At 46.5% G+C, this 24,702-nt stretch carries 25 protein-coding genes, 2 tRNA genes and 1 pseudogene; 24 read left to right on the top strand and 4 right to left on the bottom strand.

All coding sequences use genetic code 11. The features are described 5' to 3' along the window. The first annotated feature begins 59 nt into the window (after positions 1-59). Positions 60-578: an acyl-CoA thioesterase gene (locus GCU48_RS19465; protein ID WP_152381156.1), complete on the top strand. Its 519-nt coding sequence runs from the start codon at positions 60-62 to the stop codon at positions 576-578. Further along, positions 575-973: an FxsA family protein gene (locus tag GCU48_RS19470; protein WP_010349074.1), complete on the top strand. Its 399-nt coding sequence runs from the start codon at positions 575-577 to the stop codon at positions 971-973. Before GCU48_RS19465 ends, GCU48_RS19470 begins: the two co-directional genes overlap by 4 nt. Positions 974-997: 24 nt before the next feature. On the opposite strand, the gene ytvI is transcribed toward GCU48_RS19470, so the two are convergent. After that, positions 998-2,116: a sporulation integral membrane protein YtvI gene (ytvI, locus tag GCU48_RS19475; RefSeq protein ID WP_152381157.1), complete on the bottom strand. Its 1,119-nt coding sequence runs from the start codon at positions 2,114-2,116 to the stop codon at positions 998-1,000. Between the two features lie 344 nt (positions 2,117-2,460). On the opposite strand from ytvI, the gene citZ reads away from it, so the two are divergent. The 4 genes from citZ (at position 2,461) to GCU48_RS19495 (ending at position 6,657) form a co-directional block, all read left to right on the top strand. Next, complete coding sequence (citZ, locus tag GCU48_RS19480; RefSeq protein WP_152381158.1) at positions 2,461-3,573, top strand: citrate synthase; 1,113 nt, start codon at positions 2,461-2,463, stop codon at positions 3,571-3,573. 151 nt (positions 3,574-3,724) lie between these two features. Further along, entirely contained in the window at positions 3,725-5,020 is a 1,296-nt protein-coding gene (gene icd / locus GCU48_RS19485) for an NADP-dependent isocitrate dehydrogenase (protein ID WP_152381159.1), read from the top strand. A 16-nt stretch (positions 5,021-5,036) separates the two neighbouring features. Continuing rightward, the gene (mdh, locus tag GCU48_RS19490) at positions 5,037-5,978 is read left to right on the top strand and encodes a malate dehydrogenase (RefSeq protein ID WP_152381160.1); all 942 of its coding nucleotides are present in this window, start codon (positions 5,037-5,039) and stop codon (positions 5,976-5,978) included. Positions 5,979-6,243: 265 nt separating this feature from the next. Beyond that, entirely contained in the window at positions 6,244-6,657 is a 414-nt protein-coding gene (locus GCU48_RS19495) for a hypothetical protein (RefSeq protein WP_152381161.1), read from the top strand. Positions 6,658-6,778: 121 nt separating this feature from the next. Here the strand turns inward: GCU48_RS19495 and GCU48_RS19500 are convergent, their stop codons facing one another. Beyond that, positions 6,779-7,867 carry a low temperature requirement protein A gene (locus tag GCU48_RS19500; RefSeq protein WP_152381162.1) on the bottom strand — a complete coding sequence of 363 codons (1,089 nt, stop codon included), beginning with the start codon at positions 7,865-7,867 and terminating at the stop codon, positions 6,779-6,781. Between the two features lie 235 nt (positions 7,868-8,102). Between GCU48_RS19500 and GCU48_RS19505 the strand changes: the two genes are divergently transcribed. From GCU48_RS19505 to GCU48_RS19555, 11 genes are all read left to right on the top strand, one after another. Next, positions 8,103-8,972, top strand: a complete 870-nt coding sequence (locus GCU48_RS19505) for an SDR family oxidoreductase (RefSeq protein ID WP_167518731.1) — start codon at positions 8,103-8,105, stop codon at positions 8,970-8,972. A 110-nt stretch (positions 8,973-9,082) separates the two neighbouring features. Continuing rightward, a complete protein-coding gene (pnpS, locus tag GCU48_RS19510) occupies positions 9,083-10,885 on the top strand; it encodes a two-component system histidine kinase PnpS (protein WP_152381164.1) in 1,803 nt (600 codons plus the stop codon). A gap of 129 nt (positions 10,886-11,014) precedes the next feature. After that, positions 11,015-11,746: a response regulator transcription factor gene (locus GCU48_RS19515; protein ID WP_010349065.1), complete on the top strand. Its 732-nt coding sequence runs from the start codon at positions 11,015-11,017 to the stop codon at positions 11,744-11,746. A 132-nt stretch (positions 11,747-11,878) separates the two neighbouring features. Beyond that, positions 11,879-13,003, top strand: a complete 1,125-nt coding sequence (locus GCU48_RS19520) for a methyl-accepting chemotaxis protein (RefSeq protein ID WP_152381165.1) — start codon at positions 11,879-11,881, stop codon at positions 13,001-13,003. 127 nt (positions 13,004-13,130) lie between these two features. After that, positions 13,131-13,889: a phosphate ABC transporter ATP-binding protein PstB gene (gene pstB, locus GCU48_RS19525; protein ID WP_152381166.1), complete on the top strand. Its 759-nt coding sequence runs from the start codon at positions 13,131-13,133 to the stop codon at positions 13,887-13,889. Positions 13,890-13,927: 38 nt separating this feature from the next. Next, complete coding sequence (gene phoU / locus GCU48_RS19530) at positions 13,928-14,587, top strand: phosphate signaling complex protein PhoU (protein WP_152381167.1); 660 nt, start codon at positions 13,928-13,930, stop codon at positions 14,585-14,587. A 177-nt stretch (positions 14,588-14,764) separates the two neighbouring features. After that, entirely contained in the window at positions 14,765-17,419 is a 2,655-nt protein-coding gene (gene polA, locus GCU48_RS19535) for a DNA polymerase I (protein ID WP_152381168.1), read from the top strand. Positions 17,420-17,490: 71 nt separating this feature from the next. Continuing rightward, on the top strand, positions 17,491-18,321 hold the full coding sequence (mutM, locus tag GCU48_RS19540) for a DNA-formamidopyrimidine glycosylase (RefSeq protein ID WP_152381169.1): 831 nt from the start codon (positions 17,491-17,493) through the stop codon (positions 18,319-18,321). A 108-nt stretch (positions 18,322-18,429) separates the two neighbouring features. Further along, a complete protein-coding gene (locus GCU48_RS19545; RefSeq protein WP_152381170.1) occupies positions 18,430-19,155 on the top strand; it encodes an MntP/YtaF family protein in 726 nt (241 codons plus the stop codon). Positions 19,156-19,166: 11 nt separating this feature from the next. Continuing rightward, entirely contained in the window at positions 19,167-19,763 is a 597-nt protein-coding gene (gene coaE, locus GCU48_RS19550) for a dephospho-CoA kinase (protein WP_152381171.1), read from the top strand. Further along, positions 19,760-20,323 carry a lytic transglycosylase domain-containing protein gene (locus GCU48_RS19555; protein WP_025716672.1) on the top strand — a complete coding sequence of 188 codons (564 nt, stop codon included), beginning with the start codon at positions 19,760-19,762 and terminating at the stop codon, positions 20,321-20,323. Before coaE ends, GCU48_RS19555 begins: the two co-directional genes overlap by 4 nt. A 119-nt stretch (positions 20,324-20,442) precedes the next feature. Here GCU48_RS19555 and GCU48_RS19560 read toward each other — a convergent pair whose 3' ends face one another. After that, positions 20,443-20,667 carry an alpha/beta-type small acid-soluble spore protein gene (locus tag GCU48_RS19560; RefSeq protein ID WP_013309613.1) on the bottom strand — a complete coding sequence of 75 codons (225 nt, stop codon included), beginning with the start codon at positions 20,665-20,667 and terminating at the stop codon, positions 20,443-20,445. 105 nt (positions 20,668-20,772) lie between these two features. On the opposite strand from GCU48_RS19560, the gene nrdR reads away from it, so the two are divergent. The 7 genes and pseudogenes from nrdR to GCU48_RS19585 all read left to right on the top strand — a co-directional run. Next, entirely contained in the window at positions 20,773-21,240 is a 468-nt protein-coding gene (gene nrdR / locus GCU48_RS19565; protein ID WP_025716671.1) for a transcriptional regulator NrdR, read from the top strand. A 125-nt stretch (positions 21,241-21,365) separates the two neighbouring features. Further along, positions 21,366-21,441, top strand: a tRNA-Ala gene (locus tag GCU48_RS19570). 13 nt (positions 21,442-21,454) lie between these two features. After that, positions 21,455-21,527 (top strand) — tRNA-Lys (locus GCU48_RS19575). A 399-nt stretch (positions 21,528-21,926) separates the two neighbouring features. Next, on the top strand, positions 21,927-22,259 hold the full coding sequence (locus GCU48_RS28175; RefSeq protein WP_244315775.1) for an AraC family ligand binding domain-containing protein: 333 nt from the start codon (positions 21,927-21,929) through the stop codon (positions 22,257-22,259). A 17-nt stretch (positions 22,260-22,276) separates the two neighbouring features. Beyond that, positions 22,277-22,648, top strand: coding sequence for a helix-turn-helix domain-containing protein (locus GCU48_RS28180; protein WP_244316317.1), 372 nt, complete (start codon positions 22,277-22,279; stop codon positions 22,646-22,648). Between the two features lie 8 nt (positions 22,649-22,656). Next, a complete protein-coding gene (locus GCU48_RS28185) occupies positions 22,657-23,307 on the top strand; it encodes an ABC transporter substrate-binding protein (RefSeq protein WP_244315777.1) in 651 nt (216 codons plus the stop codon). A 197-nt stretch (positions 23,308-23,504) separates the two neighbouring features. Then, positions 23,505-24,306: pseudogene (locus GCU48_RS19585) on the top strand (ABC transporter substrate-binding protein); the annotation flags it as partial. Here the strand turns inward: GCU48_RS19585 and GCU48_RS19590 are convergent. Beyond that, on the bottom strand, positions 24,272-24,667 hold the full coding sequence (locus tag GCU48_RS19590) for a helix-turn-helix domain-containing protein (RefSeq protein ID WP_425280875.1): 396 nt from the start codon (positions 24,665-24,667) through the stop codon (positions 24,272-24,274). The pseudogene GCU48_RS19585 and the gene GCU48_RS19590 overlap by 35 nt on opposite strands. Between the last annotated feature and the right edge of the window lie 35 nt (positions 24,668-24,702).

Genomic DNA, 24,702 nt, shown 5'->3' on the forward strand with positions numbered 1-24,702 from the left:
TGGTTTAATGGAGAGAGGGCAACGTAGAGATAAAGATGTACAAAGATAGGAGAGCTAGTATGACTCAAGAGGAGAAACAAACGGAATTACGCTGGTATGGTGCACCGCTACGAGTCCGTTATCAGGAAACAGACCAGATGGCGGTCGTGTATCATGCGAATTATTTGAACTGGTTTGAGATCGGGCGTACTGAAATGATCCGTCAGGCAGGCTTTAACTATCGGAGTATGGAGGAACGGGGAGTTTTGCTGCCAGTTCTTGAAATCAATGTGAAATATGGGAGTCCTGCTCGCTACGATGACATGATTACTGTTTATACAGCCATTACGGACTTCTCCAGACTGCGTCTAAACTATAATTATGAGGTTCGGCGTGTAACGGCTGACGAGCATCAAAGCAATGTTGGAAAGGTGTGGACACAGGCAGATACGTTGCCGGGAGAGCTGCTTGTCACAGGAACGACACGCCACGCATGGGTAAATACCGAATGGAAGCCCGTTAGGCTGGATCAGGCACTACCTGAGCTGTACACGGCGTTAAGGTCTGCTTTTACAGGCGGGGAGGGAAAGAGATCATGATGATGCGCAAGCGCCTGTGGCTGTTGCTGCTGCTCATTCCTCTGGCAGAGTTGTACGGGTTCATCTGGGTAAGTCACTGGATTGGAGCGGGCAAAACGATTCTGCTCATCATTCTGACGACCCTAATTGGTGCAGCCATGATGCAATTTGAAGGTCGCAAGGTGATCGCCGATGCGAAACATGAAATGAACCGTGGGCAAGTACCTGGCCGTAAAATGCTGGATGGGTTATGTGTTTTTTTTGGTGGAAGCTTACTGCTTATCCCCGGATTTTTAACCGATATCATTGGTTTTACGCTGGTATTCCCTTTAACACGTGCACTGTATCGTCGCTTTTTATTGAAGTGGCTGGAGAAAAAAATGAAAAACGGCAGTATTACGTTTCGACGGTTTTAACGTGAGACCGTTTTTCCTATCCACTTAACGCACTCTTCCGGCAAGAATATAATTTCGCAAGTCCTGAATGACATTCGCGCGATTCAGGGCATCGACGATTATGAGTGATACAGGACCGATAATCAGCCCCAAAATACCAAACAACTTGAGCCCGATGAACATGCCGATGAGGGTGGGAAGCGGGTTCAAACCCACACTGCTGGCTAACACCTTTGGCTCCACAATTTGCCGTCCAACCAACAGGATGATATAGAGGATCGATAATCCTACCCCTAATGCCAAATTACCTGACATATAGGCATACAGCAGCCACGGAATCATCACCAGGCCAACCCCCAAATAAGGTAGCAAGTCCACCAGTCCGATCATCAAACCGATGGTAAAGGCGGATTCCACACGCAATATGAATAGCCCAATAATGACCGTCAAGGCTGTAATGGAGATAATAATAAATTGTGCACGCAAATAGCCGAACAGTGCCTTGCGAAGATCGTGCCATACACCCGATAGTGGCTTGCGAATCGTATCCGGAATCATATTGGAGAGTATCCTGCTATGCTGGTTCCAGTCCTTACTGATAAAAAATGCAGCTACAACAATGACCATTAGCACGGCACCCATATTGGGCAGAGAGGTCAGCAAATTCAAAATGCCATTAAAAAATTGGGCGACCAGCGTAGTGACGGCCGAACTGACCGTTTGTGTGGTTTTGTCAATATTGCTATTTATAGTGTGCTGATAATCTGGATTGTCGCGAATGAAATGGTTGATTTCGTTAATTACATTTTGAATCAGATCACTCTGAGTCCAGTCGATGAACAGGCTTTTAAAATGCTCAATATGTCCGTCAAACGTCATGGTCAGCTTAATAACCTCTCGCACCATTCGGGTGATTGCCGCAGACAGGACAATTGCGATTCCGCCTAAATATACAAACAATGAGACCGTGACAGCCATCCAACGCGGCATGTGGGCCTTTGTGAGCAGAAAACCAACCAGCGGGTTCATGGCATAGGCCACCAGCCAGGCGAGCAGGAATGGATAAACGAGTGGGAACAGCACATATATGCCCAGCAACAGAGCTACTATCACAATAGTGACCCACAGAGCACGCAATATGCGGTTCAGGATCAATCGGCTCAAGCTCTCACGGCTCCTTTCTTTTACGATGGTATCCCACAAAATAAGTACTCTACTATACATATGCGGGAAGGGGGGAGACAAGACCTATGTAAAAAAGTGCAAACGGATTTTAAAAAAATGTAAGGGGTTTCAAAAAAATCTTTATAGAAGCGATAAAACATTTGAATCTGTCGGAATAGCCCTGAATGTTCACATAAACGACAAAATCCAGTATAGTGAAAGAAGATTTAAATATTGACATATGGCGTTAACATTACTTAGCTATTTAAAAGGCATATCTTACTTTTGAAAATGTTTACATTGCAAGTCCGTTCACAATGTTTTTACAGAGGAGAGATGTAACGATGACAGCGACTAAAGGTCTGGAAGGAATTGTGGCGACCACTTCCTCCATAAGCTCTATCGTAGATGGCGTTCTCACGTACCGGGGTTATAACATTGATGATTTGGCTGTTAACGCCGATTTTGAAGAGGTAGCTTATTTGCTGTGGTTTGGAAAACTGCCCGATCAGGCGCAATTGCAGGAGCTTCGCAATCAATTAAGCGAATATGCTGCTATTCCGGAGGAAATTATTACTCAGTTAAAGCTGTATCCGAAAGATTTGAGCACGATGGCCGCCTTGAGGTCAGCCGTGTCGTCTCTCGCTTTGTATGATCCAGATGCGGATGATATGTCCAGAGAGTCTAATGTGACCAAAACCGTCAAGCTTCAGGCGCAATTGCCTACCATTGTGGCAGCTATAGCGCGTATACGCGAGGGCTTGGAGCCGATTACGCCTAAAAAAGGTGTTTCCATCGCTGAAAACTTTTTGTACCAGCTTACTGGCAAGGAGCCAGAAGAGACAGCTGTCAAAGCGTTTAATCAGGCTCTTGTGCTGCATGCCGATCACGAATTGAATGCTTCGACTTTTGCTGCGCGTGTAACGGTAGCTACATTGTCGGATATTTATTCAGGGATTACGTCTGCCATTGGCGCTTTAAAAGGACCGCTGCACGGCGGAGCCAATGAGGCTGTTGCCAGGACACTGGAGGAAATTGGCGGTTTGGATCAGGTGGACTCGTATATTCAGGCCAAACTGGATAACCGTGAAAAAATCATGGGCTTTGGGCATCGTGTCTATAAAAACGGTGATCCGCGTGCCAAGCACCTGCACAAGATGTCCCGTGAACTGGGCCAAATGAACGGTGATACCACGTTGTTTGATATGTCGGTTCGAATTGAGGAAATTGTGACAGGACAAAAGGGCTTGAAACCAAATGTCGATTTTTATTCTGCCTCTGTTTATACCCAACTGGGTATAAAGCAAGACCTGTTTACACCGATCTTTGCTGTGAGCCGTGTATCCGGGTGGACCGCGCACATTTTGGAGCAGTATGAAAATAATCGTCTGATCCGTCCGCGTGCCGAGTATACAGGCCCGATGGATCAAAAATACGTGGCGCCAGAGATGCGCTAATTCCTTGTTGAAGGAATATCAAGGTTGTATATCCTGAATTTAAAAAATAAGGTACAATAAAGGGGACGGCGAGGGATAGACGTTTTTGTCTGTGATGAAGATCACTTCTTTCGCCATGTACCCATTCATATCTGAGGAGGAAAAGGAACTTATGGTGAAATTTGAAAAGTTTGAGCTCCCAACTGAAGGCGAAAAAATTACGATTGATAACGGTCAGCTACAGGTTCCGAACCATCCGGTTATTCCGTTCATCGAAGGTGATGGCACAGGACGTGACATCTGGAAGGCATCCAAGCGCGTACTGGACGCAGCTGTAGATAAAGCATATAACGGCACTAAAAAGATTGCCTGGTATGAAGTATTCGCTGGTGAGAAAGCTTTCAATACATACGGCGAGTGGCTGCCTAACGATACACTGGAAGCCATCCGTGAGTATATTGTAGCCATTAAAGGTCCGCTTACGACACCTATTGGCGGTGGCATTCGTTCCTTGAATGTGGCGTTGCGCCAAGAACTGGATTTGTACGTATGTCTGCGTCCTGTTCGTTACTTTAACGGCGTACCGTCTCCGGTAAAACGTCCTGAGTTGGTAGATATGGTTATTTTCCGTGAGAACACAGAAGATATCTACGCAGGTATCGAGTATGCCGAAGGCTCCGAAGACGTGAAAAAGGTCATTCAGTTCCTCCAGCAAGAGCTGGGTGTGAACAAAATCCGTTTCCCTGAAACCTCGGGGATCGGGATTAAGCCGGTTTCCTCCGAAGGTTCAAAACGTCTGGTGCGCGCAGCCATTCAGTATGCTGTTGATCACGGACGCAAGAGCGTAACGCTCGTACACAAAGGCAACATTATGAAATTTACCGAAGGTGCTTTCAAAAACTGGGGTTATGAAGTAGCTGAGGAGGAATTTGCAGATAAAGTATTTACTTGGGCTCAATATGATGCCATTAAGGAAAAAGATGGCGAAGATGCGGCCAATGCAGCTCAAAAAGCCGCTGAAGATGCAGGCAAAATCATCATCAAGGATGCGATTGCTGATATTGCACTTCAACAAGTGCTGACACGCCCATCCGAATTTGATGTTATTGCTACGCTGAACCTGAACGGGGACTATCTGTCCGATGCGCTGGCTGCTCAAGTCGGTGGAATCGGTATTGCTCCAGGTGCGAACATTAACTATGTAACAGGGCATGCCATATTTGAAGCTACACATGGCACAGCGCCAAAATATGCTGACAAAGACGTTGTGAACCCTGGCTCTGTGATTTTGTCCGGCGTCATGCTGCTTGAGCACTTGGGCTGGAAGGAAGCCGCTGACCTGATCTATAAAGGACTGGAAACGTCCATTAATCAGAAAATCGTAACGTATGACTTTGCCCGCCTGATGGATGGCGCTACACAAGTGAAATGCTCCGAATTTGCAGATACTATTATTAGTAACCTGTAGGAAGGGGAGATGCCACGTGACCATTCAACGTAAAAAATTATCTATTGTTGGCGCCGGTTTTACCGGTGCCACTACCGCATTGATGCTGGCTCAAAAGGAGCTGGGCGATGTCGTGCTGATTGATATTCCGCAACTTGAGAATCCGACCAAGGGCAAGGCGCTCGATATCCTGGAGGCCGGTCCGGTACAGGGTTTTGACAGCCTGGTCACAGGTACTTCCAACTATGAGGATGCAGCCAATTCAGATATTGTTATCATTACAGCTGGAATTGCACGCAAGCCCGGCATGAGTCGTGACGATTTGGTCAATACCAACGCAGGAATCGTAAAATCCGTGTGCGAGAACGTAAAAAAGTATGCACCAGATTCTATCGTAATAATTCTGAGTAATCCGGTCGATGCGATGACTTATACGGCATACCAAACGCTTGGTTTTCCGAAAAATCGGGTTATCGGTCAATCGGGTGTGCTGGATACAGCGCGGTATTGTACCTTTATTGCACAAGAATTGAATGTATCCGTTGAAGACGTGCGCGGCTTTGTTATGGGGGGGCACGGTGATGATATGGTGCCACTGGTACGCTATTCCAGTGTCGGTGGTATCCCTATTGAAGCTTTGATTTCGCCGGAACGTATTGAAGCAATCGTACAACGGACACGTGTCGGCGGTGGTGAGATTGTGAACCTGTTGGGGAATGGTAGTGCATACTATGCCCCGGCAGCCTCGCTTACACAGATGACAGAAGCGATTGTAAAAGACAAAAAGCGTATTATCCCGGTCATTGCCTATCTGGAGGGAGAGTACGGTTATCAGGACTTGTTCCTCGGTGTACCGACACTTCTCGGCGGCAATGGGATCGAAAAGGTGTTCGAACTGGAATTGACCGCTGAAGAAAAAGCAGCGCTTGATCAATCCGCCGAAGCGGTACGCAATGTAGTTAAAGTAGTCAACGTCTAAATATGTTTATCGTGTAATCTTTGTTTTCACTACTAAAGGGGTGTCCCATAAGCCATATTATTGGCTGCGGGCCCCCTTTAGTTTTTGAGTAATTCCTTTCTCTAATTACTGAAAATATCAGATTGGATTTGCTATCACCAGCGATGGTAGCAATGTTTCGTTCGCGGAGCCTCCCAAGCCCCCAATCTGAAACTTTCCTGCTTCTCTTTGTCCCTTTTGCCCGATATAATAGATTTGAGTTTTATACAAACGGAGGTAATGAGTAATGTTTTTTCTACACATGATCGGAACATTGGCACTGGGCTTTTATCTGGTATTGCCGTTTTTAGTGGGAAAGATCGGAAGCCTGTCTCCCGCGGCGCAGGAAGGTATGGTGTCAGCTGTTCAGCTTTTGAACCGTATCGCCCAATTTGCACTTATCATTCTACTGGTTAGCGGTATATTTTTGACTATTGGCGGCCCATATTCCGTGAAATGGATCGTCATCGTGTTTGTGCTGTTTTTGGCCATTTCCGCCATTGGCGGCATTATGGGCAAGCCATTACGTTTGGCGCTGGAAGCACTTCGCAATAATCAGCCGATTAACGGCTATATTGGCAAGATGCGCACATTCAGTACATTGCTCGCAGTATTCCTGATCCTGATTACCTTTTTAATGGTGTACAGTCACATTATTTAAAGGTATAAGTGAACGGATTTTACGAAGTCTTGAATTGCAATATAATGGCCTGTGCTTCTTTAGCACAGGCCATTTTGCGATATCAAGCTGCATAGCTGAATTTCAATAATTCCTATGCACATCATGTCGTTGCTTTGGCGAAAATGATAAAAAACAACATGAGTTCACCTACAATGAGATGAGGGGAGACTACAATTACGAGATTAAGGATGAACAAGACACATAATAGGCCCAATAATAAAAGCATTTTCTTGAAGCTTGGCTTGAGATGATGAAACCGATACTGATGAAATACAAGCATAACGGATAAGAAGTAAATCAAAACAGAGGCAAAAGTAAAACAAAGGATAAACAGATACGCCAATTGCTCCAGAAATAAGAGCTGTATCGAAGCTGCAATCATACTGAGTGAGAAATAGATAAACAAATGCCCGTAAATGATGGTTTGTCCTGCCGTTTGCTTTGTCTTATCTATACGTTTTTCTACATTTTCGAAGTATTGCCACCAAATCGCAATAACTAATACAAGGGTCAAAGCGGCGAAACCAATGGACGAAGGTGTGAATTTATCGGATTTTAACACTGACAGCATGCTGACGACCGATTCACCCAGTAAAATCAAAGTGAACAGCGCAAAGCGCTCTAATAGATGTGCTATATGGATTGGCGTTTTTACCAGATTTTTGCGACCTATTAAAGGAACAAGGATGTCAACCGCAATACCCGCATATAAAATGACATATCGAAGCGATGAATCAAAAAAGATGGAGCAGCATGAGATGATGATTCCAAGCCAGAAGTAGGTTCCAAAGAAGCGTGCAGTCTCCTGCCTATGATGCTTTTCTCTTCGAGCGGATACCAAATATTGAATCGCAGTTAAGCCCCTCAACCCGATATATCCAATCAGAAATGGTGCGAAATTAGCGTCAAAATCTGCATCCAGACTGGCAGTCATAATCAGAACAAAAAATAGTTCGAGGATCATGAAGATCCGGTGTGTCGTCGTATCTTGGCCATAACGGTTGTTATAAACGCTTTGTCCCACCCAAGCCCACCAAATGGGAATAAAAATAAGAACGAACTTTGCCAAATGCTCCATCGCAATACTACCGTGCTCCACGTGCAATAAAACATGAGTAGCTTTGGAAACTGCGGCCACAAAGAGCAAATCATAAAAAAGCTCCAGCCAGGTCACCTTTTTTTCCAGCATTCTATTCAACAATCCCCCTCATGCTATTCTCGTAATTTATTTTTTGCTGCTTATATACGTAGCTCCCTTCCATAGTCTAGCAGACCACAAGATGTTGGGATACCTTATTTTTTAACGATCTCCATATAATAATCATACATTCCGTTTAATCCGAAAGCTGTTGGGTAAATCAGGAGTAGAGTGAATGCAAATGTTGCATCCTAAGGGATATCTGATTCTAAAAGGAGTTTTTACCATGCCAAAAAGTAATCAAACCCAGCAAACCTTACCCCCACAGCATCAAGAGCAGCAACCGGGAATTGAGTCGAAAATGTCGCCTGCCCCTCAATTTGAAAAGCCGACTTACAAAGCGGCTGGCAAACTGACAGGTAAAGTTGCGATTATTACGGGCGGAGACAGTGGAATTGGACGAGCTGTAGCCGTAACGTATGCCAAAGAAGGGGCTGACGTAGCCATCGTTTATCTGAATGAGCATAAGGATGCAGAAGAAACGAAACGTCAGGTAGAGCAGGAAGGACGCAAATGCGTGCTGATCCCTGGTGATATCGGAGATGACCAATTTGCTAAAAAGGCGGTTCAACAGACGGTTAACGAACTGGGCAAGCTCGATATTGTCGTGAACAATGCGGCGGAGCAGCATCCGCAGCAAAAGCTGGAGGATATCACCAAAGAACAGTTGGAGCGCACTTTCCGTACGAATATTTTCGGTATGTTCTTCCTGACACAAGCAGCTTTGCCACATTTGAAAAAAGGGAGCGCCATCGTCAACACAACGTCAATTACTGCGTATGCCGGAAATAAGACGCTCATCGACTATTCATCAACCAAAGGGGCGATTACCGCGTTCACTCGCTCCCTTTCACTCAATTTGGTGGAACAGGGCATTCGGGTGAATGCTGTAGCCCCTGGTCCAATCTGGACACCACTAATTCCGTCTACGTTCGATGCCAAAACCGTCAGCGAGTTTGGTGGAACACAGCCGATGAAGCGTCTAGGGCAGCCGGAGGAACTGGCGCCAGCCTATGTATACCTTGCTTCAGATGACTCTTCCTATGTAAGCGGACAGGTTATTCATATCAACGGCGGTGAAGTCATTAACGGATAAGCAGAAGGTTGGGGCAGTCCATGCCCCGGCCTTTTTCCTTTTTGCAGTGGAACAAAAAGCAGGTAGCCTGTAGAATGGGACTTAACTTACATAAAGGATGGGCATATTTTATGAAATCGTTTCGTTTCAGGCTTACCCTGATTATGCTGATTTTGATTGGTGTATCTGTCCTTGCTGCGGGAATTACCATGGGACAAATTTTCAAAAATTCAAACATGAAGGTGCTTGAGGAGAACATGGGGCGGGAGATCGACCTGCTTCGCGCTACATTTCCCTTTGTCAATGCAGACGCTCTTTCCAGCACAGATTATGTCTCTTATTATTCTGAAAAGGCGAAGGAAATTGCCCGTCTGACGGAATCGCGTGTGACCTTCATTCGCAAGGATGGGACGGTGATTGGCGATTCGTTAAGCGATCCGCGCAAGATGGAAAACCACGCATCCCGCGAAGAAATTAAACAAGCCTCGACAGAGGGGATCGGACGCACGATACGCTACAGCGAAACCTTGCAGCGAAACATGCTGTACGTTGCAGAGCCTGTTGTGTCGGATAAAGGCTTTGACGGATATATCCGTTTGTCCATGAACCTGCAAGCGGTAGAGGAGGGAGTACAACGCGGCTGGACAGCCATTGGAATTGGACTTGTGCTGCTGTTTCTCGCTGCCGGGCTGGTCAGCTATCGTATTGCCCGCAGCCTAACCTCACCCATTGAGCATATTACGGGTGTAGCCAATCGTATTTCCAAGCTGGATTATGACGCCCGGGTAGGCATAGAGCGCAGGGATGAGGTAGGGCAACTGGGCGAAGCTATTAATCGCATGGCAGACAGTCTGCAAAACCAAATGAAAACGATCCGTGATAACGAGGATTTGCTCCAGAGCGTCATGAGCAATATGACTGGTGGCATTCTGATGATTGATGCCGGTGAGCGTATTGCGCTTGTAAACCGTGAATCTGAGCGGATGCTTGGTGTCGCGGGTAAACGGGTGACAGATAAACCTTATCATGAGCTAAAGAAGCATTACGAGCTGACCAAGCTGATCGAGGGCAGTATACAAAGCCGTGAACAGCTGCATGGAGAGGTGCATTTGTACAATCCTGAGGAACGACTGGTTTTGCTGGATGGTGTACCCATGTATGAGGATGACGGCGGATACCGCGGGATGCTGTTTCTTTTGCAGGATATTACGGCAATTCGCCGATTGGAAAATATGCGAAGCGAATTTGTGGCGAATGTTTCTCATGAGCTAAAAACACCGATTGCGGCGGTCAAGGGGTTCGCCGAAACGTTGCTTGGCGGCGGGGTTAAGGATGAAGAGACAGCCCGTTCATTTTTACAAATTATTTATGATGAAAGTGAACGGCTGAATCGACTGATCGGCGACATTCTGGAGCTATCCAAAATCGAGTCCAAGCGTTCTCCGCTCGATTGCTCTCCAGTGCATGTTTCGTCGTTCATTGAATCATTGCTGGAGAAATTGAACAATGTAGCTGCAAAAAAACGAATTACGCTGCATATGGATATTCCAGATGAGCTGTTTATGGAGGCAGATGAAGATAAGCTGCAGCAGATTTTTCTGAACCTTCTGTCTAATGGCATCAACTATACGCTGGACGGCGGCAAGGTCAAGATCAAGGTTATGACAGTACAGCGTGAGAACGACACGGAAAGAGTCGTCTTTACGGTCAGTGATACAGGCATCGGGATTCCAAAAAAGGATTTGCCGCGTATCTTTGAACGCTTTTACCGGGTAGATAAAGGACGCTCGCGCAACTCGGGCGGAACAGGTCTGGGGTTGTCGATTGTCAAGCATTTGGTTGACCTGCATCATGGAACACTTTCGGTGGAAAGTGAGCTTGGCATAGGTACTACATTTACGATTGAATTGCCATTATTGCAACAGGAAGAATGAACTATAATCGTTTTTACATTCTGTTAACAATGTCGTGATAAAATAAACGAGTGTCGCATGAGTATGGAAAAGCTTTCGGAATTTTGACCAATGCGCCTTTAACAGGTAAACAGGAGATGAAGTTATTTTATGGGACAACGCTTGCTGGTTATTGAGGATGAACCAACGCTTGCCAGATTGCTATCCTACAATTTGATACAGGAAGGTTTCGAAGTAGATACGGAGGATCATGGGAGTGCAGGGTTTGAAAAAGCCTCCAGAGAGTCCTACGATTTGATCCTGCTGGATTTGATGCTGCCCGGAATGAACGGACTGGATATCCTGAGCAGGCTGCGTCATCAGGGACTAACAACACCAATCATTATTTTAACAGCCAAAAATGGTGAAGCTGAGGTTGTTCAGGGATTAAAGTCAGGGGCGGATGATTACATCACGAAGCCTTTTGGCGTTTCTGAGCTGCTGGCCCGTGTTACTGCTGTGCTGCGAAGAACATCCGGCGGGGATGAGGGTGTGCTGTCCGATCAGAAAGACGGCTCCAAAATTCAACTGGGCGAGCTGGAGATTTACCCTGAAAAATATGAAGTCATTCTTGGAGGGCAGTCTATCAGCTTAAGGCCCAAGGAATTCGAGGTGCTTCTCTATTTGTCCCGCAAGCCAGGTGTGGTACTCACTCGGGATGATCTGATGAACGCGGTGTGGGGCTTTGACTATATTGGCGGTCAACGGACGGTGGATGTGCATGTCAGCTCATTACGCAAAAAGCTGGAGCTCGACCCCGACTCGGTTCATATTGACTCGATCCGCGGTGTAGGGTACAAACTGGTTGTAAATAAAAAAAGAAGCGCTTCTCATTTGCTATAATGAGTAGCGTTTTTCTTTGTGTCCAATTTGTGATTTTACATTCTGTTAACAAACATAGGCGTTACAATCAATAAATGACCGATATGATGTTCCCGTCACTCCAAGTAGTTAAAAAAAGGGGACTTCAGAACGATGATAACGGAACCAAAGACCCAGCCGAGTTCCACTGCCGTGATTGAACGTGATGTATACAAGCCGATTACTACTTACGTACCATGCCGGGAAGTTCCGATTATTGGTACGGACATGTCTTGTAAAGAACTGTTAGCTCTTATGAAAACGCAGGAAGACATCCCCTGTGTCATCGTCGTTGATAAAAATAGCCTTCCATTGGGCATTATTATGAGAGATGCGTATAATCGCCATTTTACTGGCAGGTTTGCTGCCGCCCTCTTTTATAACAAGCCTGCGGCCATATTTGCCGACCCCAACACACTCATTGTTGATCAGAAAAGTCCGGCATCGGACATTGTAGAGCTGGCGATGCTGCGCGATGATCAACGTTTTTACGATTGTTTGCTTCTAAAGGAAGGTACGCGGTTACTTGGTGTGCTCACGATTCGTGATATCCTGTCTGTCGTTCAGCGCATGCAAAAAGAAGCAGACGAGCACCGCGGTAATGTGGTTCGGCATAGCTATGACGGTGTCCATCGTATTCAGACGACAGTGCTGGATGCTGCCAAAGAGGCAGATGACAGTATGCGGCTCACTCGCTCGATGAGTGAATTATCGCGCCGCGGCAAAGTAGAGCTGGAGGATGTTCTGCTCTCCTATCGAGCAGTGACTGAGCAAATGCAGCGTCAGCATAAGCAGATGACGGCGCTAACTCAATCGCTGAATGACATTGCAGGCATGGCCTCGTCGATTCGAGCACTGGCAGATCACAGCGGACTGCTGGCGATCAATGCATCCATTGAGGCCGCACATGCTGGCGAACATGGACGTGGTTTTCAGATTGTGTCGCAGGAGGTGCGGAATATGTCCCTCCAGACGAAAGCCTTTTCCGAACAGATCACCAGCTTGCTAGCGGACATTGAACAAATGCTGCGTGACACCGCAGAGCTGACGGATACAAGTATGAAGCAGATTCATACAGGCTCCCAATATATATCCGCCGGAACCCAAACCTTTGCCCAACTATTGCAGACAGTTACAGAAATTGAGGTTAAAAACAAGCAAATGTCCCGTTCAGCAGAGGAAGCGGCCTTGAACGCAGCCGGAATAGCGCAGGAGCTTGAGCTGATGCTGAATCCCTGATCATTTTACATACCGTTAACAAATACACCACACTGGTTTTACACACAGCTTATATAATCTTCATATTGTGCAAATCAGGTGCAATGCTTGAGGACCATAACTGCAACACGAAGGAGATCATAAATCCATGAATGATTCCGTAATCCGGATTGATAAGCTGAATTTGTATTATGAGAAATTTCACGCCCTTAAAAATATAAACCTCGATATTCCTGAAAAAACGGTTACAGCCTTCATCGGTCCATCCGGCTGCGGCAAATCAACCCTGCTTCGTACGTTAAATCGGATGAATGATATGATACCGGGAACGCGTATTGAAGGCACCGTGAGTATTGCAGGTCAGGATATATATGGCGATACGATGGAAGTAGAAACGCTGCGCAAGCAGGTAGGGATGGTTTTTCAACAGCCTAATCCGTTTCCCAAATCCATTTATGATAACGTGGCCTACGGACCTCGTCTGCATGGAATCCGGCAAAAGGAAAAGCTGGACGAATTGGTCGAGCAAAGCTTACGGCAGGCAGCACTTTGGGAAGAGGTCAAGGATTTTCTGAAGCGTTCCGCTCTGAGCTTGTCCGGTGGACAACAGCAACGGCTGTGTATTGCCAGAGCGCTTGCTGTACAGCCGGATATTTTGCTTATGGATGAGGCGACATCTGCGCTGGACCCGATCTCCACGATCAAGATTGAAGAGCTGGTTCAAGAACTGCGGGACAGATATACCATCGTCATGGTTACGCATAACATGCATCAGGCGGCGCGCGTGTCCGGTCGGACTGCGTTCTTTTTGAATGGTGTTGTGGTGGAGGCGGCGGATACAGAGGCGATGTTTTCCACGCCACAGGATTCACGCACAGAAGATTATATTTCCGGACGATTTGGCTAAAGCCAACCAGATGATTAGGACGAAGGGGTGACTTCGAAATGATACGTAGAAAAGGTTTTGATGAGGGATTGGATGAGCTGAGAGCCGTACTGCGCGAAATGGGTGCACATGTTTCGAAGGCGCTTGATCAGGCTATTGAATGTTTGCAGACCAAAAATACAGAATTGGCTCAGCAGGTTGTCAAAAATGATGCATCCCTGAACGCGCTGGAAGAGAACATTCTCGACATGGGTTCCAAGCTCATCATTACCCAGCAGCCGGTAGCCAAGGATTTACGCCGGATTATTGTGGCATTTAAAATATCCAGTGATTTGGAGCGGATGGGCGATTTGGCACTTGATATTGCCAAGGTCACTCTGCGCCTGGAAGGGCAGCAAATCATGAAGACGCTGGTGGATATTCCACATATGGCTTCCATTGTTAAAGAAATGATTGACGATGCAATAACATCGTATTTGGATGAAAATACAGATCTGGCCTATAAAATGGCCAAAGAGGATGACCGTGTGGATTCCATGTACAGCAACATGATCAGCGATTTGTATGCCTTTATGGTAGAGAAGCCGGCAGAGGCCTCACAAGCCATGCTGCAACTACTCGTAGGGCGATATATTGAGCGGATTGGTGACCATGCTACGAATATCGGTGAAAGCACTGTATATCTCGTGACAGGGGAGCGGCCAGATTTGAATCAGTAGAGCGATCGAGTATATAGCGGTTGTTTCTGAACCAGACTTGTCTTTGAGATAAAAGGCAAATTTGGTTAGGAAACAGCCGTTTTTTTCTGAAAAAGGGGGCTTGTATGTTAAGATAGAAGAGGAATGCGTAAAACGTATGGACGTTTCAAATGTATTGATGAACTTGCGAGGTGCAAAATGGATAAACTCATGCTAATAGATGGTAACAGTATTATTTACAGGGCATTTTTTGCAATGCCGCCGTTAACGAATTCGAGCGGACAGCAGACGAACGCGGTGTATGGATTTACAACGATGTTATTGCGACTTCTGGAGGAGCACAAGCCGACACATATTCTGGTTGCCTTTGATGCTGGAAAAATAACATTTCGCCATAAAGGGTACGAGGATTATAAGGGGGGACGGGAAAAAACACCACCGGAGCTGTCCCAGCAATTTCCGCTGCTGAAAGAGCTGTTGACCGCCTTCGGCATTGCCCAGTTCGAGCTGGATGGCTATGAAGCAGATGATATTATAGGTACCCTGTCCAAAACAGCGGACGAAGCGGGTTTTAATGTGTTGGTCGTCACTGGGGATAAGGATATGCTCCAATTGGCTTCCGATCATGTTACTGTCGGCTTGACTCGCAAAGGGGTTACCGAGGTAGAGACATATGGACCTGAACAGATTCAGGAGCGCTACGGCTTGAAGCCGCTGCAAATTATCGACCTCAAGGGACTGATGGGTGATACGTCAGACAATATTCCTGGAATTCCGGGTGTAGGGGAAAAAACAGCGCTCAAGCTGCTGCATCAATATGGATCGGTGGAAGAAGTGCTGGCACATACGGACGAGCTGAAAGGCAAAATGAAAGAGCGCGTTGAAACCCATGCAGACGATGCGCGAATGAGCAAAGAATTAGCGACCATTTATCGAGATGTAACGCTGGACAAGCAACTGGAAGATGTCGTCTTTAGCGGACTGAGGGCAGAAACAGCCGGACCTGCTCTGGCGAAGCTGGAGTTCAAGTCCTTGCTGGAACGCTTATCCCTTGCGGGTGAGGTTGGCAGTGCGGGCGCAGACGTGGAGGAAGCCACAGCTGACGTGACCGTGCTGGATGAGCAGCGGATAAGCGAATTGGTAGAAGTACTGGATCATGTAGATGTGCTGCATGTGGAGACGCATGGTGACAATCCGCATCATGCTGAAATCGTCGGTCTGATATTTGCCGCAGCGGGACGACAGTTTTTTATGACAATGGACGTACTGCAAAGTGAAGCAGGAACGCCTGTACGCGAATGGCTTGCTGCCCCTGAACGCAAAAAACGCGGTCATGATCTGCATCGTACGGATTTGGCTTTGCATTGGCACGGAATAGAGTTTGCCGGAGCCGAGTTTGATGTGCAACTGGCCGGATACTTGCTGGACCCGACCGATGCGAACCAGACGCTCAGCGGGTTGGCAGCCAAATACGGTCTGTCCTCCATTCGTCCAGATGACGAAGTGTTCGGTAAAGGCGCTAAATATAAAGTCCCTGACGTGGATGTACTGTCCGATCATGTGGCCCGCAAGGCGGCGGTGATCGAAGCGCTGGTACCTGTGCAGCAGGCGGAGCTGGAAAAAACGGAAATGCACAAGCTATTCCATGAGCTGGAGATGCCGTTGTCTCGCATTTTGGCCGATATGGAAAAGCAGGGGATTTTGGTGAACGTAGAGGAACTGCGCGGATTGGGTAAAGAATTTGAAGCCCAGATTGCAACGCTGGTGGGCGAGATTTACAGCATTGCCGGTGTAGAGTTCAATCTGAATTCGCCCAAGCAGCTGGGTGAGATTTTGTTTGATAAACTGGGCTTGCCTGTTATTAAAAAGACAAAAACCGGGTACTCGACCGATGCGGAGGTGCTGGAAAAGCTCGCTCCTTACCATGATATTGTGCAAAACATTTTGCAGTACCGCACCATTGCCAAGCTCCAATCGACGTATGTCGAAGGATTGCTGAAGGAAATTTCGGAGAAAACGGGTAAAGTGCATACGTATTTCCGGCAAACGGTTGCGGCAACAGGGCGATTGAGCAGCCAATTTCCGAATTTGCAAAATATTCCGATTCGGCTCGAAGAAGGGCGCAAAATTCGCAAGGTATTTGTGCCATCAGAGCCAGGCTGGTCTATTTTGGCGGCAGACTATTCACAGATCGAGCTGCGGGTGCTGGCTGATATTTCGGATGATGAGCGTTTGAAGGAAGCCTTTGTCCACGACATGGACATCCATACGAAGACTGCATCCGATGTGTTCGGTGTCCAGGCGGAAGACGTGGACTCCAATATGCGGCGTTCCGCAAAGGCGGTCAACTTTGGGATTGTTTACGGGATCAGCGACTATGGCCTGTCGCAAAACCTGAATATCACGCGCAAGGAAGCGGCTCGCTTTATCGACCAGTATTTTGACGTGTTCCAAGGTGTTCGCCGTTATATGGATGATATTGTGAAGGATGCGAAGCGGGACGGTTACGTAAAAACGCTCCTGGAACGCAGACGCTATTTGCCGGAAATTAACGCCAGCAATTTCAACCTGCGTTCGTTCGCCGAGCGTACCGCAATGAATACGCCGATTCAGGGTACTGCAGCCGATATAATTAAGTTGGCGATGGTGCAGATGGATGCAGCGCTTCGAAAACGCAGCCTTCGCAGTCGTATGCTGCTCCAAGTGCACGATGAACTGGTGTTCGAGGTCCCGCCTGAGGAAATAGAAACGATGAAAGAGCTTGTCCCGACTATAATGGAGGCTGCATTGAAGCTGTCTGTGCCACTTAAAGCAGAAGTAAGCTACGGCTCCAATTGGTATGAAGCGAAGTAAGATTTTTCAATGAGCAGATAGTCCCATTTTGGCGCTACTTCCGCTATAATATAGGATGAGGTGAAGACATCATGCCGGAATTACCGGAAGTAGAAACAATTAAACGAACACTTAACGAGCTTATCGTCGATAAGCATATAGATCATGTGACTGTAAATTTGCCGCGTATCATTCAACGACCTGATGATATCCACGCTTTTGCGATGGAATTGGCCGACCACCGGATTACGGGGGTGGAGAGACGCGGCAAGTTTCTGCGGATTTTGCTGGACGGGCTGGTGCTTGTCTCCCATCTTCGAATGGAAGGACGATATGGATTGTACTCGCAGCATGATCCTGTGGAAAAGCACACCCATGTCATCTTTCATTTTAAAGATGGTACAGAGCTGCGTTATCAGGATGTACGCCAGTTTGGTACGATGCACTTATTCCCGGCAGGACAGGATCTGCTTGAAAAACCGCTGAACAAGCTCGGCTTGGAGCCGATGGACGATTCCTTTACACCGGAAATGCTTCGTGCCGCTGTCGGAACCCGTTCGACTTCGATCAAAGCCGCGCTATTAAATCAGTCATATGTTGTAGGTATCGGGAATATTTATGTAGATGAATCGCTATTTAAGGCGGGCATTCATCCGGTACAGCCGGCAAAAAGCCTGACTGGTAGCCAATTTCATGTTCTGCATGAAGCAATTGTCTCTACGCTGGGCGCGTCGATTCAGGTTGGAGGCTCGTCCATCAAATCTTTTGTCAACGGACAGGGTAAGACAGGTGGCTTCCAGCATCAACTGCAAATCTACGGACGTAACGCCAAGCCTTGTGTAAACTGTGGTACATTGATCGAAAAATCTGTTGTGGCCGGACGTGGCACGCATCATTGCCCGGTCTGCCAGCCTCTGCGTTAAACAGGCACATTCACGCCAAGCCCATCCTTCTCATATATTGTTCCAAGTACCAATACTGCGAAGGGCTTCGGCTGTAAGGCCCTTCCTTCGCAATGGGAGGGAATTGGAGTGGCTAATCATTGGGGAGCCCTGCTGTTACTGGCATTTGCGCTAAGTTTGGACAGTTTCGGAGTCGGTGTTACATATGGTCTGCGCAAGATGAAAATTCCATTGCTGTCGATTGCCATCATTTCAGTATGTTCAGGTCTGGTGATCGGCATATCCATGCAGTTGGGCGCATTACTATCTCGTGTCCTGTCTCCTGTATATACGACTGTTTTCGGTGCTGTTATTCTGATCTGTATCGGCTGCTATTCTTTGATTCAAGCCCTGCATCGCAAAGAGGATTTGACGGACGATCCTGTGCTCGGGTCTGTTCTGGACCAGAAGAAGGGTGCAGGGAGTACAGAAACAGCCAAGACTTCTCTGAATACTCCAGAGATACAGCAGGAACGAACGGTATTTTCTCTGGAGTTCCGCAAATGGGGGCTTGTCATTCGTATTCTTCGAAGTCCGTCTGCTGCGGATATGGACAGTTCCGGCAGTATATCCGCGATGGAAGCGGTTTGGCTGGGCATCGCCTTATCGGTCGATGCGTTTGGAGCGGGGTTAGGAGCGGCCATGCTTGGTTTCCAGCCCTTGTCTACCGCGCTGGCTATTACGTTATTCAGCGGGACGTTTTTGATTGCAGGTATGAAGGCAGGCTTTTTCCTATCGGCGTTTCGATTTATGAAGGCGCTGGGTGTGCTACCCGCATTATTACTGATTATGATGGGCATATTGAAGCTGTTATGAGGTGAAAGAGCATGAATATCGGATTAACCGGGGGTATTGCTACCGGAAAAAGCACCGTGTCGGCTCTTTTGGTCGCCAAGGGTGCGCTGCTGATCGACGCAGATGCCATTGCCCGGGAAGTTATGCTTCCGGGGCATCCGGTGCTGGCGGCGGTCATACAGCATTTTGGACAAGCTGTGATGAACAGCGACGGAACCCTGCATCGCAAAAAGTTGGGTGAGATTGTATTTGCAGACCCTGCCCAGCGACAGGCGCTTAATAATATTACTCATCCCGCGATACGTGAAGAGATGCGTCTGCGCATGGAGGCTTACGAACGGGAGCAGCCGGACAAGCTTGTTTTGGCAGATATCCCGTTATTGTATGAGTCTGGACTTGAGGGCCTGTACGAGGAAATTATGGTTGTTTATGTGCCACGTGATGTCCAGCTCCAGCGTCTGATGCTTAGAGATGGACTGACAGAGGAACAAGCCGGACTTCGATTGTCTGCGCAAATGGATATTGAACAAAAAAGAAGCAAGGCTGATATCGTTATTGACAATAGTGGAACACAGGCTGAAACGAAACGTCAAATTGATCTGCTTTGGCAGCGAAAGGGACTTTCATGAACATACTGCGTAAAAAAAGAGTCCTGCTCACTTTGTTTGTCGGTTTTGTCCTGATTCTGTTTTTTAGTTCCAATTGGATGTCGTGGTTTTATCCGATTCAGTACAAGGATGAAATTCGGCAGTATTCGCAGACATATCAAGTAGACCCTTTTTTGGTGGCGTCTATTATCCGTGTGGAAACGAATTTCAAAACGAGCAAGCAGTCAAATAAAGGCGCTTTGGGGCTTATGCAGATTATGCCTGATACGGCCAATTGGATTATGGACAGTGCTCAGGTTCAGAGGGTTCCATTGGATGACGTAAAGCACGAGCCAGGAGCCAACATTGAGCTGGGGACCTGGTATTTGCATAATCTGTCTGCCAAATTTCAAAACAACCCGGTAGCGATCGTGGCCGCTTACAATGCAGGACCAGGAAAAGTTCAGGAGTGGCTGGATAAGGGAGTGTGGGATGGAAAGGAAGAGTCCATTAAGCAGATTCCCTTTGGTGAGACACGGCATTATGTGCAGCGAGTCATTTACTATTACAGGCAATATACAAAAATTTATAATGAGTTTTGAATGACAAGTAAATGACAATATGGGCCTTCTCGCTTTAAAATGAAAAAAAGCGCTGGAAAGGCTGTTTTTAGCAGCCTATCCATACACTTTTTCTTATTACTTCTACATTATTACCGGGATTATTGGTATTGACCTGCCAATTGTTGTTCGGCGATCGTTACGAGGCGTTTTGTAATGTAGCCCCCGATCGAACCGTTCTCATAGGAAGTCATGTTGCCTTGGTATCCATCTTGAGGAATGCTGATACCCAGCTCTTGAGCGATTTCATATTTCATTTGCTCGAGAGCACCGGAGGATCTGCTGACTACCAGGTTGTTGGAGTTGCCATTGTTTCCTTGTGCCATTGTTGTTCACCTCCTCGCGACGTGGTAAACATATTATGATCCGTTTCGACAAAATTATTACTGTAAAGCATCGGGAATTTATTGGAAAAAGGAAGTGATGATATTATGAAATGTCCATATTGTGCTTACAATGGGACGAAAGTATTGGATTCACGGCCTGCGAATGATAATAAGTCCATTCGCCGCCGTCGTGAATGTGAGCAATGTGCCAGGCGTTTTACCACCTTTGAAATGGTGGAGGAGACCCCTCTTATGGTCATCAAAAAAGATGGAAGCCGCGAAGAGTTCAGTCGTGATAAAATGCTGCGCGGTCTCATTCGTGCCTGTGAAAAGCGTCCTGTATCCGTCGAGCATCTGGATATGATCGTATCCCAGGTTGAAAATGCTATCCGCAATACAGCCGCCACCGAGGTAGATAGCCAGCAGATCGGTGAGCTAGTCATGGAGCAGCTCTACCCTGTAGATGAAGTTGCTTATGTACGCTTTGCGTCCGTCTATCGGCAATTTAAAGACATTAACATGTTTATGAAGGAACTGAAAACATTGTTATCCAAAGATACAGCCAGCGACTGATCGCTGACTGTATCTAGGATAATGGTGGGCAGATAATTAATAATTTTTTTATAAAAGTATTGACAAAGGGTACAATATTTTATATGATATAGAAGTCGCTTGAAACGTTTCTAATTACAAAAAATGGGGCCTTAGCTCAGCTGGGAGAGCGCATCGCTGGCAGCGATGAGGTCAGGGGTTCGATCCCCCTAGGCTCCACCAAAGTTTTGATTATGGACTCTTAGCTCAGTTGGTAGAGCAGTTGACTCTTAATCAATTGGTCCAGGGTTCGAGTCCCTGAGAGTCCATCCTTTAAAAAACGGCAGAAATGCCGTTTTTTTTGTTGTAAAATGTTTTTTAAGCTATAGAGTGCTTTGAAATGCTCAGCAACCGATGCTGAGCATTTTTGTTATGTCTTCATATTGTTGTGTGAATGAAGAGATTGAAAACAGGGATAGGTTGACGCGTATTTGAAATGGGGTCGCTTTCTGATCCGCATTTCAATACTATAATTTGGTGCATCCGGGGATGGATACGAGTTCAAGGGGATGCCCATCGGCTTCTGGAGCTATAAAGATAGCATGAAACAGGCTTGATCATTTATAGTATAGTTATCGTTTTTGTGCTATATAATTGGACTTTTTTGCTTAAAAAGATGCAGGGAAACGGAGATCGCGTTTCTCACTTATGATAATGGGGGCTTTGTTGTGAATAACGTCTCGGAGTGGGCAGAGTCTCACTTTCCTTTATATACTGCTGACAGTATTCGTTCGCTGTACAGCACATCGAATCTTCCAATGTACAAGATTCATGAGAGTGTAGCCGTGCTGATTGCGATTGCCAGTGGCAAGGGCACACTTCGGATCAATGATCAAACTTACGAGCTTATAGAAGGGAGCGTTATCCTTCTCCCGGCGAATAACCATGCCGCTTTAATTACGAATCTCCTGCAACCGCTTCATGCTTATAAGCTTTCAATCCGTACACGAGAGGAGTCGAGTCCTCTGCCTGAAAGCGCAAAGCCGCGATTGCAGGCGTAAGCCGATCTCACTATTCTATTCAGTTTAAGCAGCTTACCGGCTTTTCTCCCAACGAATACTTGTCACGGCTGCGCGTTCACCGAGCCAAGGAGCTATTAATTAGCGGATCAGACACACTCCGGGAAATTGCGCTAAAGGTAGGTTACAAGGATGAATTTTATCTGAGCCGTCGTTTTAAGCAGTATACAGGAGCATCACCTTCAAGCTATAGCCGCAGATCATTTCAGCTTGTGGCCGTACTGCTTACACCTTACTCCAGCCATCTGTTGCTGCTTGGATTGGAACCTGCGGTCACCATTTCGGAAAGCAGCGAATATGTGAAGACGAATGGTTTGGAGCCGCCGCAAACGATGATGTTTATCAATACGAACTGTCTGCAGAACAGGTGAGCTCGGTATTGCTTGATACCAACGTTGAGTTGATTATTGCGGCCCATCGGCATTTGCACGAGTATGGGCTGAATCCTGAGCATTTGCGAGTTGTAGCGCCTATTGTGGAAATTTCATGGATGGAGATGGGATGGAAGGAACATCTGCGTCGTATTGCCCAGGCTATTCAGAGAAGTGATCGGGCAGAGCAGTGGTTGGCTGCTTTTGAACAAGAGGAGCAGGTGGCCCGTTCACTCATACAGCAATGTGAAGTCGCTAATGATATCATAACGATTCTGGTAATTAAGCCGGACGAGTTGCTCGTTTATGGAGCGCGGAATGTTGGATATGTGATCTATCAATCGCTTGGCCTCCAGCCTCCTGAATTGATCGGGCAGGAGATGAAGAGACTGGGGGATCAATTTCATTCCATTTCGATTGAAGTATCAGAGCTTGAAGATTATGCTGGGTCTCGCTTATTGGTTGCTGTGTTTCCAGATGAAAAGGGCTCCACTGCACATAGTGAAATGATATTCAAGTCTCTTTATTGGAGCAGGCTACCCGCCGTACAGCGGAAACGTGTTCACCTGCTTGATCGGGATGAATGGCTGCCTTACAACCCGGTTTCTATTCGTTTACAGCTTCAACGTGCGGTAGCTTTATTTACAAGTAACCAATAGTCCAAGTAATTTTCCAAACAAAAAGGCATGGTTGGGTATATATTCGATCCATATAATAGTTAGCACCAATGAGAATGAATTTCATAATCAATCAAAGGAGGCTGTTTTATTTTCTAATATAAGTCTAAAATTGGTATCCTTTGCACGATACGATTAATCATTGAAACATAGCGTTTTGAAAGGGAGAGAGTCATTTTATGAAAAAGCTTTTTATTCCGCTGGTATTTTTTCTGGTGGTTGTATTAAGTGCATGCGGCGGGAATCAAGCGAGCAATGCCGACAATGGTGAAAGTTCGTCCCCTGTGTCTTCTTCGGAAGGAAAATCCACATTTATCTATCAATCCGAGAGTGGACCCGTAGAGGTTCCGACCCATCCACAGCGTGTTGTCGTGCTTACCAGGTTCTTAACGGGGAATGTGATGGCGCTTGGTGTACCTCTCGTCGGTGTGGACGAAATGTCGAAGACTAATCCGAATTTTGAAGAGAAGCTAAAAGATGCCGAGGCTGTTACGGACGAAAGCCTGGAGAAGATCATCGAGCTAAATCCGGATCTAATTATTGGACTTTCAGATATTAAAAACGTCGATAAGTTCAAGCAAATCGCTCCTACGGTCACTTATACATATGGCAAAGTGGATTTCTTGACGCAGCAACGAGAAATTGGAAAATTGTTAAATAAAGAAAAAGAAGCGCAAGCCTGGATTGAGGATTTTACAGCCCGAGCCCAAAAAGCCGGAAAAGAGATTAAGGCGAAAATCGGTGCCAATGCGACAGTTTCGGTCATCGAGACGTTCAACAAGCAGCTTTATGTCTATGGGGATAACTTTGGCCGTGGTACTGAAATTCTCTATCAGGAGTTCGGACTCGCTATGCCTAAGAAAGTGAAGGAAGCGACACAGAAAGAAGGCTATTTTGCTTTATCGTCAGAGGTTATGAAAGGATTACCTTGGTGACTACGTCATTTTCAGTAAAAATGCGGATGAGGACAATTCGTTCCAGACAGCTTTAAATATCGGGGGCCTAACAGCCTGATCCGATACTCATTATCCTGCTGGATGGAGTTATGATGTTCATTTAGCACCTTGTGAATAAACTGTTCGAGCTGCTTCAAGTTAGCGATTTCATCCCGTACCTTTTCCAGCGAACTTTCTAAAAGCTGGTTGTAATCATCGGCCGTGTAGGAGGTCAGGCATTCTTCAATCTGAGCGACAGGGACATTTAATTTACGCAGCAATAAAATATGGGAAAGCTGATAAATTTCATCAAGCCCGTACATTCGATATTGATTTTTTTCTGTGTATGACGGATAGAGAATCCCTTTTTCTTCAAAATACCGCAGTTGATGTACAGATACATTCATAAGCTGTGAAAGCTGGCTGATTGTAATATGTTCTT

Source organism: Paenibacillus brasilensis (assembly GCF_009363115.1).
Classification (GTDB): Bacteria; Bacillota; Bacilli; order Paenibacillales; family Paenibacillaceae; genus Paenibacillus; species Paenibacillus brasilensis.